General features: G+C 46.6%; 17 protein-coding genes. 4 read left to right on the plus strand and 13 right to left on the minus strand.

The genetic code is table 11. The features are described 5' to 3' along the window. Window positions 1–6: 6 nt before the first annotated feature. Entirely contained in the window at window positions 7–1,068 is a 1,062-nt protein-coding gene (hrcA, locus tag F6I03_RS01795) for a heat-inducible transcriptional repressor HrcA (protein WP_070430683.1), read from the minus strand. Window positions 1,069–1,281: 213 nt separating this feature from the next. Then, window positions 1,282–2,127: a MetQ/NlpA family ABC transporter substrate-binding protein gene (locus F6I03_RS01800; protein WP_070430682.1), complete on the minus strand. Its 846-nt coding sequence runs from the start codon at window positions 2,125–2,127 to the stop codon at window positions 1,282–1,284. 225 nt (window positions 2,128–2,352) lie between these two features. On the opposite strand from F6I03_RS01800, the gene F6I03_RS01805 reads away from it, so the two are divergent. From F6I03_RS01805 to F6I03_RS01815, 3 genes are all read left to right on the plus strand, one after another. Next, a complete protein-coding gene (locus tag F6I03_RS01805) occupies window positions 2,353–4,062 on the plus strand; it encodes a LytS/YhcK type 5TM receptor domain-containing protein (protein WP_070430681.1) in 1,710 nt (569 codons plus the stop codon). Beyond that, window positions 4,062–4,772: a LytR/AlgR family response regulator transcription factor gene (locus tag F6I03_RS01810; protein ID WP_070430680.1), complete on the plus strand. Its 711-nt coding sequence runs from the start codon at window positions 4,062–4,064 to the stop codon at window positions 4,770–4,772. Before F6I03_RS01805 ends, F6I03_RS01810 begins: the two co-directional genes overlap by 1 nt. Window positions 4,773–4,929: 157 nt before the next feature. Then, window positions 4,930–6,417, plus strand: coding sequence for a carbon starvation protein A (locus F6I03_RS01815; protein WP_070430679.1), 1,488 nt, complete (start codon window positions 4,930–4,932; stop codon window positions 6,415–6,417). Window positions 6,418–6,489: 72 nt separating this feature from the next. Here F6I03_RS01815 and hemW read toward each other — a convergent pair whose 3' ends face one another. From hemW to truB, 3 genes are read right to left on the minus strand one after another with little or no spacing between them, the layout of a single operon-like run. Then, window positions 6,490–7,644: a radical SAM family heme chaperone HemW gene (gene hemW / locus F6I03_RS01820; RefSeq protein WP_070431692.1), complete on the minus strand. Its 1,155-nt coding sequence runs from the start codon at window positions 7,642–7,644 to the stop codon at window positions 6,490–6,492. Further along, window positions 7,641–8,606 (minus strand): riboflavin biosynthesis protein RibF, encoded by a 966-nt coding sequence (gene ribF / locus F6I03_RS01825; protein ID WP_070431693.1) that lies wholly within the window; start codon window positions 8,604–8,606, stop codon window positions 7,641–7,643. Before ribF ends, hemW begins: the two co-directional genes overlap by 4 nt. An 11-nt stretch (window positions 8,607–8,617) precedes the next feature. Continuing rightward, window positions 8,618–9,526, minus strand: coding sequence for a tRNA pseudouridine(55) synthase TruB (gene truB / locus F6I03_RS01830; RefSeq protein WP_070431694.1), 909 nt, complete (start codon window positions 9,524–9,526; stop codon window positions 8,618–8,620). Between the two features lie 137 nt (window positions 9,527–9,663). Here truB and F6I03_RS01835 point away from each other — a divergent pair, with 137 nt between their 5' ends. Beyond that, the gene (locus F6I03_RS01835; RefSeq protein ID WP_070431695.1) at window positions 9,664–10,671 is read left to right on the plus strand and encodes an MsnO8 family LLM class oxidoreductase; all 1,008 of its coding nucleotides are present in this window, start codon (window positions 9,664–9,666) and stop codon (window positions 10,669–10,671) included. A 148-nt stretch (window positions 10,672–10,819) separates the two neighbouring features. Here F6I03_RS01835 and rbfA read toward each other — a convergent pair whose 3' ends face one another. The 8 genes from rbfA to F6I03_RS01875 all read right to left on the minus strand — a co-directional run bounded on the left by rbfA (window position 10,820) and on the right by F6I03_RS01875 (window position 18,168). After that, on the minus strand, window positions 10,820–11,173 hold the full coding sequence (rbfA, locus tag F6I03_RS01840; protein WP_070431696.1) for a 30S ribosome-binding factor RbfA: 354 nt from the start codon (window positions 11,171–11,173) through the stop codon (window positions 10,820–10,822). A 13-nt stretch (window positions 11,174–11,186) separates the two neighbouring features. After that, a complete protein-coding gene (infB, locus tag F6I03_RS01845) occupies window positions 11,187–13,367 on the minus strand; it encodes a translation initiation factor IF-2 (RefSeq protein ID WP_070431697.1) in 2,181 nt (726 codons plus the stop codon). Between the two features lie 63 nt (window positions 13,368–13,430). Continuing rightward, window positions 13,431–13,718: a L7Ae/L30e/S12e/Gadd45 family ribosomal protein gene (locus F6I03_RS01850; protein ID WP_070431698.1), complete on the minus strand. Its 288-nt coding sequence runs from the start codon at window positions 13,716–13,718 to the stop codon at window positions 13,431–13,433. After that, window positions 13,705–14,007 (minus strand): RNase P modulator RnpM, encoded by a 303-nt coding sequence (rnpM, locus tag F6I03_RS01855; RefSeq protein ID WP_070431699.1) that lies wholly within the window; start codon window positions 14,005–14,007, stop codon window positions 13,705–13,707. The genes F6I03_RS01850 and rnpM overlap by 14 nt, the downstream gene beginning before the upstream one ends. A gap of 32 nt (window positions 14,008–14,039) precedes the next feature. Continuing rightward, the gene (gene nusA, locus F6I03_RS01860; protein ID WP_070431700.1) at window positions 14,040–15,389 is read right to left on the minus strand and encodes a transcription termination factor NusA; all 1,350 of its coding nucleotides are present in this window, start codon (window positions 15,387–15,389) and stop codon (window positions 14,040–14,042) included. 20 nt (window positions 15,390–15,409) lie between these two features. Further along, entirely contained in the window at window positions 15,410–15,883 is a 474-nt protein-coding gene (gene rimP, locus F6I03_RS01865) for a ribosome maturation factor RimP (protein ID WP_070431701.1), read from the minus strand. A 124-nt stretch (window positions 15,884–16,007) separates the two neighbouring features. Continuing rightward, complete coding sequence (locus tag F6I03_RS01870; protein ID WP_070431702.1) at window positions 16,008–16,676, minus strand: P-II family nitrogen regulator; 669 nt, start codon at window positions 16,674–16,676, stop codon at window positions 16,008–16,010. A gap of 22 nt (window positions 16,677–16,698) precedes the next feature. Beyond that, the gene (locus tag F6I03_RS01875) at window positions 16,699–18,168 is read right to left on the minus strand and encodes a DUF1538 domain-containing protein (protein ID WP_070431703.1); all 1,470 of its coding nucleotides are present in this window, start codon (window positions 18,166–18,168) and stop codon (window positions 16,699–16,701) included. Window positions 18,169–18,181: the final 13 nt, after the last annotated feature.

Consider the following 18,181-nt stretch of genomic DNA (forward strand, 5'->3'; position numbering starts at 1 on the left):
TCCTTTTTAGTTTTTTCTAAATTCATTGCTCTCGTCCAAATACCGACGAATCGCAGATCGCATCCCATTAAAAAGCTGGGCTACCTGCAGGTAAGACATGGTTTCAGGACCGAGAATAGCAAATGTAATTTGATTAGCAGGGTCTTCTTCACCGATGGTTGAAGTCATTAGGCTCATATGTTTGAGCCTTTTGTCTTCTAACTCCTTGCCAATGCGAATCTGGATGCCTGTATGCGGCTCTTCCATCAACTGGGTCAGCACATCTTGGTCGCTCAACAAGGCATTGAGGCTTAAGATTTGATCAATCTCTTCCTTCTCAGATAAAGTTTGGTAAAACTTATCTGTGCCCTGGATATTGAGCCTTTCTTCATCCAATTTCATCAGCAAGCTTTGGATCAGTAATTCTTCCTCAAGTAAATGTTGGACTGAACGATCCAAGTAATGGAGGTAGTCTTGGCGTAAACGCAGGACCACTTCATAGAGGGGTAGTCCCACAAGTTCCTCATTCACTAAACGAACGAGTTGGTCAAGCGCTCCTTCGTCCAATCCCTCAGGAATCGTGAAGACTTGATTCTCAACTGCTTCTTGGTCAGTAATTAGAATCGCCATGGCCTTGTGCTGGGTCATGCCAACAATACGAAAGGCTGCTAAGCGATGGTGGGTAACTTGGGGGCCCAAAGCGATAGCTACATAAGAAGTTAATTCAGCCATCGCCTCAGTTGACCGAGCAATAATCTCTGCCAGCTGGGTATAAGGGGAAGCAAAAATTTCTTCCACCCTTTTGGCCTGGTCCCGGCTCAAACCGCGATCAATTAGCCCACCGTAGCGGGGCAAAATGTAATTGATATAGTAGCGGTAGCCTGCCTCCGTTGGCACCCGTCCTGAAGACGAATGCATCTTGGTTAACAGACCAAGCTTTTCCAAATAACTCATTTCATTACGAATAGTTGCCGAACTTGCATTGATGTGCGGATCCTCAGCTAGGCTTTTAGAGCCCACTGGTTCCGCTAAGGATGCATGGGCATCAATAACAGCCTGCAAGATTAGCATTTGTCTTTCCGTTAACATGTTTTCACCTCTTTAGCACTTGGCGACTTCAACTGCTAACACATATAATATATCATGGATCCAAATGAATGTCAACAATAGTCAAACATTTTTTTGACCTTTTCCTATAAGAAATAATAAAAATAGCGTGCGTCTCCATTCGTCGGCAAAACCAATGGAAACGCACGCTTCAATGCCCTAGTCTACCAAGAGCGGCAGGGCCAGGCCTTTATCTTAATAGTGACTTGCTGCTTTTATCTCGTCTTCATTTAATTTAACAGGCTGTTTACTGCCTTTAAACTTCTCCTTGATAAAATTTTGAACATCCTCCGAATGGTAGAGGTCGAGAAGTTTCTTGTAATCCTCTTTTTGTGGATGGTCTTTGGCAATGGCTAAGATGTTAACACTCGATAGCGTCTCATCGTTAACACTTTCCTTATAAATCGTATCCTCTGCCAAGGACAAACCGGCTTCCATGGCAATCGTATTCCCAATACAGGCCGCATCTAAGTCAGTTAAACTGCGCGGCAGGGTATTCTCATTCATCACCTCAAAGCGCAAGTCTTTGGGATTGGCTTGGATATCATCGACGCTGTAGAGATTCTTCTCTTCATCTGTTAGTTGAATCAAGCCGGCTGCCTGGAGCATGATTAAAGCCCGGGACTGGTCAGAAGGATAGTCTGCTAAACCAATATGAGCTCCCTTGTCCAGGTCTTCCAAGCGGTCTAACTTGGCCGAATACAAGCCCATGGGTTCAAAATAAGTCGTTCCCAAGGCCTCTAGGGAATCCCCCTTCTCTTGGTTGAAGCTATTCATGTAAGCGAAGTTCTGGAAGGCATTCAGATCAACCTCTCCTTCTGCTGTTGCTGTATTGAGCACCGGACCTTCCACAAAGTCCTTCACCTCAATCGCAAAGCCCGCTTCTTTGGCCGCGTCAGACTTGGCAATATAGCGCCAAATTTCAGCATCTGAAGCCTTAGAGCCAATTAAAACCTTCTTTTGCCCCCCTTGTCCTTGACAAGCTCCCAATAAGAAAAGCAGGGAAAGGAGGACAAGCAAGTGCCAGCCTTTTCTTAGCATACCATCATTCCTTTCTAATGAACACTTTAGTTCTATTATAATGAAAAAGCTAAAAATTGTAAGAGGCAATCTCTTTTTGACAGCGGCTAGCTGCTTAGCTAGGAATCTGTTAAACTTAGGACTGTTAGATGGAAGAAATCAGAGGACGAGAGACCTTAAACCGCTTTTTCGCCTCTTCTTTCTTGATTGCCCTTTAGCTAATCCTTAAGAAGTGAGGCTTGCTTTATGCTTGAACTTTTTCTCTTATTAATGGAGCGCGCTGGCTTGATGGTCCTCCTGGCCTATGTCTTGCTCTATATTCCCCGTTTCAAAGAGGCCCTGGTTAACCGCCAAGCCAAGAAAGATTACTTGCTCTTGTTACTAGTCTTTGCTGCTTTTGCTGTCTTCGCTAATCTGAGTGGCATTGAAATTCTAAGCTCGGGAGACATTGTCCCCGTTCACACCTGGTCTATCCAGGCAGGCTCTGCCATTGCCAACTTCCGGGTGGTCATTATCGGTATTGCCGGTTTAATTGGCGGCTTTGCCTTGAGCCTACCAATTGCTGCTTTGTCGGCTGGTATCCGCTGGCTCCAGGGTGGGGATACTGCTTATATCTATGTCATTTCCTCTCTCTGTATTGGTCTGGCCAGCGCTTACTTGGCTCGTTTTTTCCCATCCTCACTCAAGACAATGAATAGCAACCGGGCAGCCCTCTCTTTAATGAGCTTGGAATTGATCCAATTGGGCTTGATTGCCCTTCTCTCTCCTTCTAGCCAGGAAGCTAACAGCCTCCTCCAAGTCATTGCCCTGCCCATGCTAGTGACCGATGGTATGGGGGTTTGGCTCTTTTTGAGCATCATCCAGCAGAGCTTACGCGACTTAGAATGGGCAAAGATTTCCCAAACAAAAGATATATTCCGTATGACCCAAAAGATCCTGCCTTATTTTTCCCAGCAGATGAGCCAGGAGAGCGCTGAAGTCATCTCGCTTAAACTCTACGAAAACTTTAAGCTCCAAGCGATTGCTGTCTATAGTTCGATGAGTCAGCTCTATGCCTACCCCAAGTCCCTAGACTTAGGGCCTGAAGCCATTAAACACTTTTGGCAAAGCTACCAAGACCAAGAACAGATTGAAAAATTACTGAAGAAAGGAAATTTCCTGGCCCTGCCCATTTTTGTCAAAAAAGACTTAAAAACCCTCTTCATCCTTGAATTCAAGGCCTTATCTGATGTGAGCTCCTTACTTGAAGAAATCCTTATTGGCTTGTCCCAAATCTTCTCCATGCAGTATGAATTAAAGCTAGCGGAAGAGAATACCCGGCTTTTGAAGGATGCAAAAATTAAATCCCTCCAGGCTCAGGTAAATCCCCACTTCTTCTTCAACGCTATGAATACGATTAGCTCCTTGGTCCGCTTAGATCCCAACCGCGCTCGGCAACTCTTAATTGAATTAAGTCATTATTTTCGCGCCAATTTAAATGGCGCTCGCAGTGAAAAAATTAGTCTGACCCAGGAACTTGAACATGTCCAAGCTTATCTCTCCATCATCCAAGCCCGTTTTCCTGACCGCTATCAAGTGACCAAGGAAATAGATCCCGCTTGCCTGGACCTCTTGATTCCGCCATTTGTCCTGCAGATGCTCGTCGAAAATGCCATCCAGCACGCCTTTGAAAATAAAGCAAACAAGGCAGACCAAGCTTTGCTTATTAGGGTTCACCTGCAAGACCAGGCCTTAAGTTTGAGTGTGAGTGATAATGGGACCGGCATTGCCGAGGCTAAATTGGCTGCTATTTTTAATAATGAGAGCGTTCCGAGCAAGGGCAATGGGACTGCCCTGAATAATATCCGCCAGCGCCTAAAGACGCTCTACAATGACCAGGCCCAGTTCAAGATCGACAGTTCCCCAGCTGGCACCCGGGTCCACTGCCTGATCCCTATCGAAAGGAAGAATGATTAATGCATCTGTTACTTGTTGATGACGAACCCCTAGCCCGCGATGAACTTCAATTCCTTATCCTAAAAGAACGCAAGGATTGGCAAATTGACCAAGCAGCTAGCGTTGAAGAGGCTTTGACTGTCCTTTTGAGCCAGAAGATTGACTTGGTCTTTTTGGATGTCCAGTTAGTCGGCGAGACCGGACTCAAAATTGCTGAAGTGATCCGGTCGATGCCAGAGCCGCCTCTGGTCGTTTTTGCTACCGCCTACCAGGAATATGCTCTCGATGCCTTCAACCTGGATGCTGTCGACTATATTATGAAACCTTTTGAAGAAGAGCGGATCCAACAGTGTATCCATAAGATCGAACAGCTCTTGGACCGCCCCCGTTCCGTGCAAAAATCGGGACCTAAACGTTTTCCCGTCCAGGAAGATGAAGCGATCGTCCTGCTCGACCAAACAGATATCCAGGCCATTGTTGCGGAAGCAGGTAATACCATTCTCTACACCAGCACTGGGACCTATAGCAGTTCCGATACCCTGAAAAGTTTTGCAGAAAAATTATCCGGTCAAGACTTCCTCCAAGTCCACCGCTCTTACATCGTTCGCTTGTCAGCCATTAAGCGGATTGAGCCCTATTTCAACCAAACTTATATGCTCAGCCTAGACCAATTAAAGGTTCCCGTTAGTCGCTCCTATACTAAAATTTTCCGCGAGAAACTGGGCTTTTAACGGCTAAATAAGCGATCAAAAGCGGCCGCATTTCACTGGCCTATTTAGTTAATTCGCAAGCCCTCCTAGTCATTTCAGCCAAAAAAGATTTAAATTTCTTTAAAGCATGCTATTCTAACAACATATAAAGCGATTACATCAGAAAGGAGCACTTTATATGTTTACATTTCTAGCTGGCATTGTGCTGTTACTCGTTGGTTACTTTGTTTACGGGCGCTTTGTCGAACGGAACTTCCAAATTGAGCCCAACCGGACCACCCCGGCTGAGGCACTGCGGGATAACTTAGACTTCGTTCCGATGTCCAAACAGAAGAATGCCATCATTGAATTACTGAATATTGCCGGTACGGGCCCTATTTTTGGTCCGATTATGGGGGCCCTCTACGGTCCAGTAGCCTATATTTGGATTGTGGTAGGCTGTATCTTTGCGGGTGCTGTCCACGATTATATGATTGGGATGATCTCCCTGCGCAATAACGGGGCCCACTTACCAGAACTGACCGGTCGTTATTTAGGCAATGTTGTCAAACACGTGGTTAATATTTTCGCCATGCTCTTACTCCTCTTAGTGGGTACAGTCTTTGTCATGTCCCCGGCTAGTCTGATTAAATTAATCCTGCCAGCTGGCGTTCCTCTGATGGGTATTGTCATTGCCATCTTCATCTATTACTTGATTTCAACGATCTTACCAATCGATAAAGCCCTGGGTAAGGTCTATCCTTGGTTCGGTGCTATCCTCATTATTTCGACAGCTGCTATTGGCTTACGTCTGATCATGGTGGACCATGCGTCCATGCCTGAATTGAGCCTGGCTACTTTACAAAACTTCCACCCAGATAAATTAGCCATCTTCCCAGGGATGTTCTTTACCATCTCCTGTGGGGCCCTGTCTGGCTTCCATGCGACCCAGGCGCCTATGGTCTCTCGGACCATGACCAATGAACGCGAAGGGCGCTATACCTTCTACGGCATGATGATTGCAGAAGGTGTCATTGCTATGATCTGGTTAGCTGCTTCGATGGCCTTATTTGATGGGCAAACCCTAAGCGAAATGATTGCCTCAGGTACCCCATCCGTAGTTGTCAATAAGGTCTCTTACCTCCTTCTTGGTAATATCTTCGGTACCTTAGCGATCATGGGGGTTATTGTTCTCCCGCTATCTTCTGGACTCTCTGCCTTCCGCAGTCTGCGGGCTATCTTAGCTGACTACCTCAACATCAAGCAAGATACCTTGAAGAAGATACTTGCGGTTACCCTCCCTCTCTACGCCATCTCCTTTGTCCTCACCTTTGTGGACTTCCAAGTGCTCTGGCGTTACTTTAACTGGGCCAACCAAGTAACTGCTGTAATCTCCCTCTTGGTATCCACCCGCTACCTCTACCTTAAGAGCCGCAACTACTTGATTACACTTATTCCAAGCCTCTTCATGTTATTGGCAGTCGTTGTTTATATCTTGAGCGAACCGATCGGCTTCAGAATGTCTCTATCAACCACGACCTATATTGTTGGTGCGATCATTACAGCCGTTATCTTCGCGCTTTACTGGATCTCTGGCAAGCGTCAAAAAGCCTATCTGAGCCCAGACGATCCCCTCTTAAACGACCAAAAGCCTATCCGCGTACCTGCCGGTAAGCAAGAAGTCTAATTAAAAATAAAAACGTATCCAAATCCGTCGAGGAAAATTGGATACGTTTTTTGTTTTGTTGCTAATAAGTCGTTAGTCCATCTCATCCGACAGTAGAAAAGCTTGGAAGACCTCGTTGCCGAGGAAGAGTCCGTGATGGCTTAGGGCAATGTGGTCCTCGTCCAAAGTAATCAAGCCCATATCAAGGAGCTGGTCGATAGGCTCACTATACAAGTCATAGAGATCGATACCAAAATCTGCCTTAAAGCGGGCCCGGGAAACGCCTCCCGCCTCTCTCAAACCGAGAAACATTTCTTCTTCTATACGCTGTTCTAAGGATAACTCCTGCCTTCTTAAGACCGCCTGGCCTTGGTCAGCCACCGCTTCAAGATAGTGCTGGATAGGGCCATGATTCTGGTAGCGCCAACCATCCAGGTAACCATGAGCGCCAGCCCCAAAACCAAAATACTCGGCATTATCCCAATAGGCCAAGTTATGCCGGGATTCATAGCCTGGCAGTCCATAATTCGAAATCTCATAATGACGGCGGCCTGACTCTTCCATAGCATCAATCGCCACTTGGAACATCTCGGCTTCTAGGTCCTGACTAGGCAGGGGCAACTTGCCCTGGCGCATCAAGTTATAAAAGACCGTCTTCTTCTCTAAAATTAGCGAATAAATGGAATAATGGGGAAGGTCTAGGGCCAAAGCCTGGCGCAAAGACTGCTTGAAGTCCGCTAGGGTCTGATTCGGTAAGGCAAAGATCAAATCCATGGAGAGATTATCAAAGCCCATGTCGCGAGCTAATTGGATCCCTGCTATCGCTTCTTCTGCTGTATGCTTACGCCCAATCTTTCTCAAGAGCTCATTGTTAAAGGTCTGGACGCCGATGCTCAAGCGGTTAACCCCCTGGGCTTTGAGCATGGCCAACTTGTCTTGAGTAATATCATTTGGGTTGATTTCAAAAGAAATTTCCGGCTCTGGACTCAGCTGGATATAGGGATAGAGTTGCTCAAAAACCTGAGCAATCTGTTCTTCATTTAGACTGGATGGCGTTCCCCCACCCACATAGATGGTTTGGATCGTCTCTTGCCCCAAGTCCTCAGCAAAGGCCTGGTATTCTCGCCCTAGGGCAGAGACATAGTCATCCACGGGTTGGTTCTCAATAAAGACCTTATTAAAGTCGCAATAATAACAAATATGGTTGCAAAAAGGGATATGGATATAAATCGATTGTGCCAAACTTATCCCTCATTCATTTCTTCTAAATTCTGTTGGTCGAAGTAAGCTGCTGTATCTTGGGCATCCTGGTGGAGCTGGTCAACTAGGGCCTCAGCTGAATCAAACTTCAACTCTGGTCTCAGATAGGCATGCCAGAAAACAGTCATCGTCTCCCCATAGATTTCCTCTTCAAAATCCAATAAGTTGATTTCCACCGTTTGTTCCCGGTTATCACCAAAAGTTATATTATAGCCAATAGAGGCCATACCCCGGTAAAGCCGGTGGTTGAGCTCGCATTCAACCGCATAAACCCCAACTGCAGGAATTAGAATTTCATCGCTAAAGCTCAGATTAGCTGTAGGGTAGCCTAAAGTCCGCCCCCGCTTCTCGCCATGGATCACTGTGCCCTTAAAGAAGTAAGGATGTCCCAAAGCCTGGTTAGCTGCTTCAAGCAGGCCTTCTTCGAGCAAGCCTTTAATCCGACCCGTACCAATTTTTTCATTTTGGAAGGCAAGTTCAGGCACTTCAATGATGTCAAAACGCCCCCTAGCATAGTCTCCTAGCTTTTGCATATTGGCGATATCTTTCTTGCCATAAGTATAGTCAAAGCCTGCAACCACTACTTCTGCATGCAAGCCTACCATATAGTTGTCGACAAATTCTTGTGGCTTTTGATAGGCAAACTTGCTGGTGTATTGCACCAGGTAGAGGTAGTCCACACCATGATGGGCCATCAATCTTTCCTTTGCCTCGATTGTCGTTAGGTATTTTACCTCACTAGGCTTGAGTTCTTGGTACATGATGCTCGGCGCCATGTCAAAAGTCATCGCCACTAAGGGCAGGCGACGCTTACTGGCTTCACGCCGGGCAGCCGCCAGGACACGCTGGTGGCCACGGTGGACCCCGTCAAAGAAGCCCAGAGCTAAGACAATAGGGCCTTTTAGGACTTGGTCTTCAGAGAATGGGTGGTGCAATTTAATTGTCTTCATAGAATCCCTCACTAAAACATTTTTAATGGTTTCATTTGTTCTGATAAGTCTGGGTGCTGGCCATAGACAGCTTTCAGCTGGCCATCTATATAGGCTCTCACCGGCAAGCGACCAGCTAGGTCAGCAGGCAAGTTTTCCTGGTTCAAAACCGCTCCATTGGCTACTAATTTAGTAAGCTGAGCGGGTACCTGCCAAGTGGGATATTGGACCAGGAGCTCATCGAGCGGGTGGAGGAAGGTCTTCTTACCGGCTGCCATTAGGTCGGCGATCTCATCCAGGCGGTAACAATCGCTCGCCTGGAAGGGTGTCGATGCTATCCGGGTCAACTGGGTCATCGTTGCTTCTTGGCCGAAATAGGCGCCTAAGTCTGTCGCTAACGTTCGGATATAGGTCCCCTTGCCACACTTCACTTCAAAAGGAAAAGTCAAGCGCCCCTTTTCTTTATTGTAAGCCATGGGGCCGGTCTGCGCAAAATAATCGACCCGGACCTGGCGTTCGGGACGTTCAACCGTCTCCCCTGCCCGGGCATAGTCATAGAGCCGTTTTCCCTTTACCTTGACCGCCGAATACATGGGAGGGACCTGCTTAATCCAGCCCTCCAGAGATTTCAAGCCTGCAGCGAGTTCGGCTTGACTGAGTGGACGGTCAAGGAAACTTTCAGCAATCACTTGGCCATCTAAATCCTGGGTATCCGTTGCAAAACCTAGGCAAATTTCACCCCGATAGACCTTGTCTTTGTCCATCATAAAGTCAACCAACTTGGTCCCCTTGCCCACACAAATAGGCAAGACCCCATCCACATTCGGATCCAGGGTCCCCGTATGGCCAACCTTTTTCGTCTGTAAAATCTTCCTTAGTTTAAAGACACAGTCATGACTGGTCATCCCTTTTTCTTTCCATAGTGCAATAATCCCGTCCATAAATCGTCCTCCTTCACCGTATCTAGGCCATTATAACAAATTAGTCAAAAAAGCTGAAGGCATCTGCTAAGGAATTGAGATTTTTGCTTAAAAACAGATAAACTGTTACAATCATCAAAAAGTAAGGAGGCCTATACATGCAATTATCTGCTCTCGATCTCATCAGTCGGCCCAAGGCTAAGAGCCTAGGCCAAGCCTATCAAGATAGTGTTCAACTCGCCCAAGCCCTAGACCAAATGGGCTACCAGCGCATCTGGTACGCCGAACACCACGGCTCAAACACCCATGGCTCCTCTGCTCCCGAAATCCTCGCTGCTTATATAGCAGCCGCTACCCAGAAAATCCGGGTGGGAACTGGGGGTACCATGATTATGCACTACTCCCCTCTAAAGGTCGCAGAAGTCTTCAAGTCCATCGCCACGCTCGCCCCTGACCGTGTTGACCTTGGTATCGGTCGGGCTCCAGGGGGAGGGCCTGAAGCGATTTATGCCTTGGGCCAGGGAGACCCCCACTGGCCAGATGACCTCTACCAGAAGACAGCCACCATCCTCCAATTGATTAGCGAAGAGGAAAGGACAGATCCTCTTTATCAGAGAATTGAAGCCTCCCCCCGTGGCCTTGACTACCTCCCCCAAGCCTGGATGCTAGGGTCAAGTGGTAACTCAGCCGCCTATACTGGTCGCTTGGGTATGGGCTATAGCTTTGCTAAGTTCTTCGGGGTCAAGGCGCCAGACGATATCTTTACCCATTACCGTCAAAACTTTAGGCCGAGTGCTTTCCACCAAGAAGCTCAAACCATGTCAACCTATATGGTCATAGCAGCGGATAGCAAAGAAGAGGCGGACTACCAGGCTAAAGCTTTAGAAATCGCCCGCTTTGAACAAGCACAAAACCGCTTTAATCCCATCTTATCGGCTGAAGAAGCGGCAGATATTAAGCTATCAGCCCAGGCCCAGCAATTTATCCAAGAGCAAAGCAAAAGACGCATCTTAGTTAAGGGAAGCGCCGAAGAAGTTCGCGACATCCTCCTCGAAGAGAAGGAACGCTATCAATTTGATGAAATAATGGTCTACACCCCACTGGCGGACCAAGCAGCCAGACGGCGGTCTTATCAGTTAATCTATGACCATTTAGCCCAGGCCTAAAAGCAAAAAAGCAAGCAGACGACTGGATTTCACCAGCCCCTGCTTGCTTTTTCTATACCTTCATTCAGAAACGTATCTAGTCCGATAAGCCGAGCGGTTAAGAAGTATAGCTTAGCTATTTCAGGCCCCTCAACTTTCCTTGGGCTTTTTATTTTTCTTCTGATTTGATTTTGTTCAACAAGGCGTCGATATGCTCACCGTATTCTAGGGAGCTATCGCGCTTGAAGCTTAATTCAGGTGTCTTATAGATCTGCAGTCGCTTGCCAACTTCACTGCGGATGAGGCCAGATGCCTTGTCTAGACCTTTCTGTACCTCTTCTCGCTTACGCTCAGACTTGTCTAAAGTAGAGTAGTAAACAGTGGCTTGTTGGAGGTCTCCTGTCAAGTCAACATCAGTAATTGTCACATTCTCAACCCGTGGATCTTTCACACGCTTTTGCAGAATGTCATTGACTTCTCGGAGAATTTCTTGAGCGACACGTTCTACACGGTACTTAGCCATAAACTTTCACCTCTTATTTGCGTTTAATTTCGACCATTTCATAGGGTTCAATAATATCATCAACTTTAATATCGTTGTAGTTTTCAATCATTAAGCCACATTCGAAGCCCTTGCTGACTTCTTTGACATCGTCTTTAAAGCGACGCAGGGAAGCTAATTCACCGTCATAGATGACAATGTTGTCACGGATGACACGGACTTTACTGGACCGGCGAATCACACCATTGGTCACATAGGCCCCGCCGATAGTGCCGACTTTAGATACCTTGTAGGTTTCACGGATTACCACTTCGCCCGTTACTTGTTCCTCGTATTCAGGATCGAGGAGACCTGTCATAGCATCTTCAATTTCTTGGATGGCATTGTAGATGACATTGTGCAGACGGATTTCAACATCTTCAGCTTGGGCCTGGGTCTTCGCTTGAGGCGTTGGCCGCACATTGAAGCCGATGATAATGGCATTAGAAGCAGAGGCTAGGGTGACATCACTTTCGTTGACTGCCCCCACAGCACTGTGGACAATATCAACACGGACATCTTCAACATCAATCTTACGCAGACTACCTGCCAAGGCTTCAGCAGACCCCTGAACATCCGCTTTGATAATCACATTAACGGTCTTCATTTGACCTTCCTTAATGGTATCGAAGAGATTATCAAGGGTAACTTTAGTATGGGCTTGGCGACGCTCTTCTTGGGCCCGAGAGGCACGCTCTTCTCCAACCGTCCGCGCTGTCTTCTCATCTTCAAAGACGACGAAGCGGTCGCCAGCTGAAGGGGCTTCTTGTAAGCCAGTAATTTCAACTGGTGTGGATGGGGCTGCATCATGGATACGACGCCCTTGGTCATTGACCATGGTCCGTACCCGGCCGTAAGTATCCCCAACCACAATAGCATCTCCAGTATGGAGGGTCCCGTTTTGAACCAGAACGGTTGCAATGGCTCCGCGATGAGCATCCAGGCGGGCTTCAATAACTGATCCGATTGCATAGGTATCTGGGTTGGCTTTGTATTCCTCTACTTCAGAGATCAGCAGAACCATTTCTAATAATTCATCAATATTTTCCCCAAACTTAGCAGAAATATTGACAAAGATGGTATCGCCACCCCATTCTTCAGGGACTAAACCGTATTCCATCAGTTCATTTTTTACTCGGTCAGGATTAGCTGTTGGCTTATCAATCTTATTAACTGCCACAATAATTGGAACATCCGCTGCTTTGGCATGGTTGATGGCTTCTACGGTCTGAGGCATCACGCCATCATCAGCTGCCACAACAATGATAACAATATCAGTAACATCCGCTCCACGAGCCCGCATTGTCGTAAAGGCCGCGTGCCCTGGTGTATCAAGGAAGGTAATCAATTCATCATTGGCCTTGACTTGATAGGCCCCGATGTGTTGGGTAATGCCCCCTGCTTCACCTTCAACCACATTCGCTTGACGCAAGTAATCCAATAAGGTTGTTTTCCCATGGTCAACGTGGCCCATAATAGTAACCACTGCTGGGCGGTTCTTTAGCTTATCTTCCTCTTCATTAGCGGCTTCTTCGAAGTAGTGGTCGAAGTCGGAGCGGTCGACAATCACCTTTTCTTCTGCTTCAATGCCATAGTCATCGAGGATTAATTCGATGGCATCACGTTCCAAGGATTCGTTTTGTGTTGCCATGATTCCCATCATGAAGAGTTTCTTAATGATATCGGCTGGTGAGCGTTTAATCTTCTTAGCCAGTTCTGCAACGGTCATCCCATCGGTGAAGACCACTTTTTCTGGAAGTTCCTTAGGTTTATTGTTCTTCGGTTGGTCATGGTGGATCTTCTTACGTTTATTGTAGTTAGGATGCTTATGGTTGTTCTTGTGGTTCTTGTTCTGCTTACGCTGACCTTTATTTTGATTTTTCTTCTTGTTTTTGTTATTGCTCATATTCCCTTTTGCCTGATCTTTCTTTGTATTGCTCTTATTGTCTTTCCCGCTGGCCTGCTTAACATTTTTCTGGGTCTTTTTCTTAGTTTGAGCAGGCTTGTCCTGGTCTTTCTTCTTAGCCAGGGCTTGGTCAAGTTGCTTGATTTGGTCATCAGACATCGAAGACATATGGCTCTTGAATTCTAGCCCAGCTTCTTTGGCTTTCTTCAAGACTTCCTTACTGGATAAGTTTTTTTCTTTTGCGTACTCATAGACACGTTTTTTTGACATGTCATCACCTTCCCTTTATCTATGCACTCATATTTTTCTCTCCTATACTTACTTTAATCAAGCTTAGTCCAAAAATGCTTTAGCAAAACCAGGATCAGTTAAGGCACAAATTGATCGTTTCTTGCCCAATGCCTGGCTAATGGCTAGCGTATCATGGTCTAAGTTAATAGGTATCTTATAATATGAACATTTATCTTTAAATTTCTTTTGTGTGCGTGGACTGGCATCCTGGGCGACAAAGACGAGCTTGGCTTGGCCAGAACGAATGGCCTTGAGCACTTGGTCCTCACCACTCTCCAGTTTCCCCGCCACTTGGGCTAGGCCCAAACGATTCAACTTAGAATGCTTCATTTTCAAATAATTCCTTACGTGCTTTTTGGTGGGCAACGTAGGCTTTTAATTCTTCGTAGAATTCATCTGAGATGTCTACATTGAGATGGCGGTCCAGGAGGTGTTTGTCCCAAGCCTTCTGTACCAGGTCTGGGTCCAAGCTGACATAAGCCCCCCGACCATTCATCTTGCCTGTCGGATCAATCTCTACCTTCTGTTCAGGCGTCCGGACCACACGCACCAAATCTTTCTTTGGAACTTGCTCATTGGATACCACGCATTTACGCATGGGAATTTTTTTCTTCTTCAAGGCTGTCCCTCCTTCAAAAGCTAAAGCTTGCTCTAATTTTCAAAGTCTTCTTGAAGTTCTTCATACGAGGTTTCACTGTCAGCTTCAATATCCGCAACTGCGTCTTCCATTTGGTCAGGCCCAAGATTACCTTCTTCGATATCATCAGCGCGTAGAGCCTGGTCATCTAAGTCTTCAGCTGCTACTTCGTCTTCGATCGCTTCAACTTCATCTGCAACTGCCAAAAGGTCCCCGCCTTCTGCTGGTTCTTCAGGGGTCAGCCCTTCTTCCTCTGCACTTGGCGCTGTCACTTCTTCTTCGACTAGTTCAGGATGGAAGAGGGCTTCATATTCTTCTGTTCCTTGGAAAGCATCGAATTCTTCTTCAGACTTAATATCAATCTTATAATTGGTCAATTTAGCTGCCAAGCGGGCATTCTGTCCCCGTTTACCGATCGCTAAAGAGAGGTGATGGTTAGGGACAACCACGACACAGGACCGCTCATTAGGAACAAAGTGAACCTCTAGGACTTCTGCCGGATTCAGGGCATTCTTAATTAATTGGGCTGGATCTTCTGTCCATTCCACAATATCCATGTTTTCTCCATGGAGCTCATCTACGATGGTTTGAACCCGTGATCCCCGTGGCCCAACGCAGGTCCCTACAGCATCCACATTAGGATCATGGGAGTAAACGGCCATCTTGGACCGGTCGCCAGCTTCACGCGCAATCGCCTTGATCTCAACCGTGCCATCATAAATTTCAGGTACCTCTTGTTCAAAGAGACGCTTCAACATATTCGGATGGCTCCGGCTGACATAAATTTGTGGCCCCTTTGTCGTATTTTCAACCCGTTCCACATAGACTTGGACCCGGTCATGGGATTCAAAGTGTTCGCCAGGAATCTGACCTTCTGGCGTAAGAGCAGCTTCAATCTTCCCTAAGTTAATATAGACATAGCGGCGGTCCTGACGTTCTACAGTCCCTGTCAATAAGTCATCTTCATAATCGATAAATTCATTATAAATAATCGTGCGTTCAGCTTCACGAATACGTTGGGTCACCACTTGCTTAGCCGTTTGAGCAGCAATCCGGCCGAAATCTTTAGGGGTAACTTCAAAGCGAATCTTATCCCCCACTTCGTAGGCCGTATTGCGTTCATGGGCCTCTTCCAGGGAAACTTCCAAGGTCGAATCCATGACCATGTCAACGACTTCTTTGACCGCATAAACCTTGATTTCGCCCTTCTTTTCATCAAAGTGAACTTCTACGTTCTGTGCCTGCTTATAGTTACGCTTATAAGCAGAAACCAAGGCAGCTTCCAAGGCATCAATAATAACTTCCTTTGAAATGCCTTTTTCAGTTTCTAATGTTTCAAAGGCTTGAATTAATTCTTTTCCCATTCTAATCCCCTTTACCTCAATTAAAATTCAATGGCCAAGCGAATTAAGGCCACAAGTTGACGCGGAACCGTTTTTTCAATGCGGCGCGTCTTGTCTTTAATTTCTATTGTAAAAGCTTCCTCATCAGCTTGAAGGAGCCGCCCTTCCAGTTCTTTATTACCTTCAAAATTTTGGTAGAGCTTGAGGTGGACCCACTTGCCGATGGAAGCTTGGATATCTTCCTCATTCTTCAATGGGCGTTCAGCACCGGGCGAAGATACTTCCAGATAATAAGCGCCAGGGATTGGATCGGGATCCGCTTGGTCTAGAATATCCGATAAAACTTCAGAAACCGTCACACAGTCTTCGATGGTGACGCCGCCGAGCTTATCGATATAAATGCGCAGATACCAATTCTTTCCTTCTTTTGTATATTCCATATCGAACAAATCATAAGCTAGTTCATCTAACTTAGGTTCGATTAATGTTCTGACTTCATCAATGACTCTTGCCACACAATCCCCCACTTTCTATTTCATGAAAAAGAGTGAGCGTTCCCGCTCACTCCTCACTGGTCCCTTAATTACATTTATAGTTTAACATGATACGCTCCAAATAGCAATGTTTTTACCTTTAAAGCTATGGCTTGGCGTCATCTGTAGCTTTAAGCGGGACTAGGCCACGCTTAGAATTCACTGGGACTGTGAATAAGATCCCGCGTCCCGGCTTGCAAAGTTCGGTTTCAGCAATGATATGGTCTGAAACTGATTGAACCAGAGAACTTGGCAGGACCATAACGACAATCTCTTTCTCAAGTTCGATGGGGAAATTAAAGACCTTGCCGGTTTCGTGCACACCTGTGCCGCGCCCGTGCAGAATCGTTGCCCCTTGAGCGCCAGCTTGTCGAGAGACTTCAACTACCTGGTCCCCCATCTGCCGGTCAACGATGACAGTCATCAGCTGGCTTGTCGTGGGGTCAACCTGGCTCGCATCAAATGAGCAGTTGATCTGCTTACTCCCCTGGAAGCTCGAAATATCAAAGGAAAAGAGAACCCCTTTACCTTTGCGGTCGAGTTTCAATTTATCATTCAATTCTTCGTGAAGGCGGGCTTCAAGTGATTTATCGACAGCGATCAGAACAACTTCACGCTTGGAATCATGAAAGCCCAAGGCGTGAGCAAGAGGGCTGCTAATCGTTCCCTCTGCGCGGATAACGGTTCCTCCCGGCGCCCCAACTGCTTTGGCCGCCTTAATCAGTTGGCTGGCATTGCCGGCCTTGACAACTGCTAAGAATAATACGGTTTCCATTAGGCTAATTGACAACCCCTTTCTATTCTTCAATACCTGTCTTCTTCGTTTGCATCTTGAAGACTAAGCCGAGTAATTCTACCATAACAACCGGCACCATGGCAACAAAAGCAATCACGCCGAAAGCATCGAGGGCATCGGCATTCGGTAAGAAATCTGCAGCTCCTTGAGCGAAAGCCAAGATAAAGGTGGCTGTCATCGGTCCTGAGGCAACCCCACCCGCATCGAAGGCAATCCCCGTAAAGAGGTTTGGCACCATAAAGGCTAGGATGATGGCTAAACCGAAGCCAGGCAATAAGAAGTGCCAGATAGCCAAGTTACTGTTTAGGATTCTTACCATGGAAAGGCCAACTGCTAAGGCAACCCCGATCGATAGGGCCCCCATCAGGACCTTGTTGTGAATGTGGCCCCCTGTGATATCTTCCACTTGCTCACCGAGCACGTGAACGGCAGGTTCAGCTAATACTACAACCATACCGAGGATAAAGCCGGCAGCAATCAACCACCAGTCGCCCATTTCCGCAATCGCTTGTCCTAGGAAGTGACCCATATCCATAAAGCCTTGGTTAACACCGACTAAGAAGAGGGTCAAGCCGACAACAGTATAGAGAATCCCTTTGAATATATCAGCCAGCTCCTGTCCCTTCAGTTTAAAGTAACGCCAATTCATAAAAATAAAGAAGAGAACGATTGGGACGAGGGCAATGAGCGATTCCTTTAAAGTCGGCCAGATAGCAGCGAGGATCGGTCCGATGACACTATTCGAATACTCGACGGTAGACTGGGCAGCCTCTAATTCCGTCTGTGAAAAGAGGATCAAGAAGAGGACAGCTAGAATCGGTCCGGTTGACATAGCCCCAACTAGACCAAAAGAGTTTTCTTCTGCCTCCTTCCCCCCAGCTTTCGCTGCTAGCGCACCAGATAAGGCCAAGATAAAGGGGGTCGTTAGGGCGCCTGTTGTGGCTCCTGACGCATCAAAACCCATGGCAATCGCTGAATTATCCGAAAAAATAGCTAGGATTAAAATCAAAGCATAGACAATTGCAAAGAAATATTTCAAGGGAAATTTTTTCAAGAGCCTAAATACACCAAAGGCAATCATAACCCCTACCCCAACGGAAACAGAGACCACGGTCACTGTACCCGGTAGGACCCCCGACGTCGCATTTTCTATCTGCTGACCGAGAATCAGTAAGTCCGGTTCCGCAATAGTTACAGCAAAACCAATAATAAAACTCAAGACGGCAATAGCTAAGCGCGAGGGATTCCCAGCTACATGGGCCCCTAGGTGGTTACCAATAGGGGTCATCCCAATTTCAATGCCAAAGAGGAAGATGGTCAATCCCACTAAAATCAATACTGCCCCAATAACGAAGCTCATCATCATCGTCGATGGTACGTTAACAGCAAACATTGATATTAACAACACAATAACAACTAGCGGAATGACAGAAAAAGCTACCTCTTTGAACTTATCGATTAAAACATCCATAAAGTCCTCCTTT

It is taken from the genome of Aerococcus sanguinicola, assembly GCF_008726925.1.
Lineage (GTDB): Bacteria > Bacillota > Bacilli > Lactobacillales > Aerococcaceae > Aerococcus.

Coding starts and splice junctions, on each gene's coding strand:
- hrcA (WP_070430683.1), bottom strand. CDS start 1,068: ATGTTAACGGAAAGACAAATGCTAATCTTGCAGGCTGTTATTGATGCC.
- F6I03_RS01800 (WP_070430682.1), bottom strand. CDS start 2,127: ATGCTAAGAAAAGGCTGGCACTTGCTTGTCCTCCTTTCCCTGCTTTTC.
- F6I03_RS01805 (WP_070430681.1), top strand. CDS start 2,353: ATGCTTGAACTTTTTCTCTTATTAATGGAGCGCGCTGGCTTGATGGTC.
- F6I03_RS01810 (WP_070430680.1), top strand. CDS start 4,062: ATGCATCTGTTACTTGTTGATGACGAACCCCTAGCCCGCGATGAACTT.
- F6I03_RS01815 (WP_070430679.1), top strand. CDS start 4,930: ATGTTTACATTTCTAGCTGGCATTGTGCTGTTACTCGTTGGTTACTTT.
- ribF (WP_070431693.1), bottom strand. CDS start 8,606: ATGAAGACAATTAAATTGCACCACCCATTCTCTGAAGACCAAGTCCTA.
- truB (WP_070431694.1), bottom strand. CDS start 9,526: ATGGACGGGATTATTGCACTATGGAAAGAAAAAGGGATGACCAGTCAT.
- F6I03_RS01835 (WP_070431695.1), top strand. CDS start 9,664: ATGCAATTATCTGCTCTCGATCTCATCAGTCGGCCCAAGGCTAAGAGC.
- rbfA (WP_070431696.1), bottom strand. CDS start 11,173: ATGGCTAAGTACCGTGTAGAACGTGTCGCTCAAGAAATTCTCCGAGAA.
- infB (WP_070431697.1), bottom strand. CDS start 13,367: ATGTCAAAAAAACGTGTCTATGAGTACGCAAAAGAAAAAAACTTATCC.
- F6I03_RS01850 (WP_070431698.1), bottom strand. CDS start 13,718: ATGAAGCATTCTAAGTTGAATCGTTTGGGCCTAGCCCAAGTGGCGGGG.
- nusA (WP_070431700.1), bottom strand. CDS start 15,389: ATGGGAAAAGAATTAATTCAAGCCTTTGAAACATTAGAAACTGAAAAA.
- F6I03_RS01870 (WP_070431702.1), bottom strand. CDS start 16,676: ATGGAAACCGTATTATTCTTAGCAGTTGTCAAGGCCGGCAATGCCAGC.
- F6I03_RS01875 (WP_070431703.1), bottom strand. CDS start 18,168: ATGGATGTTTTAATCGATAAGTTCAAAGAGGTAGCTTTTTCTGTCATT.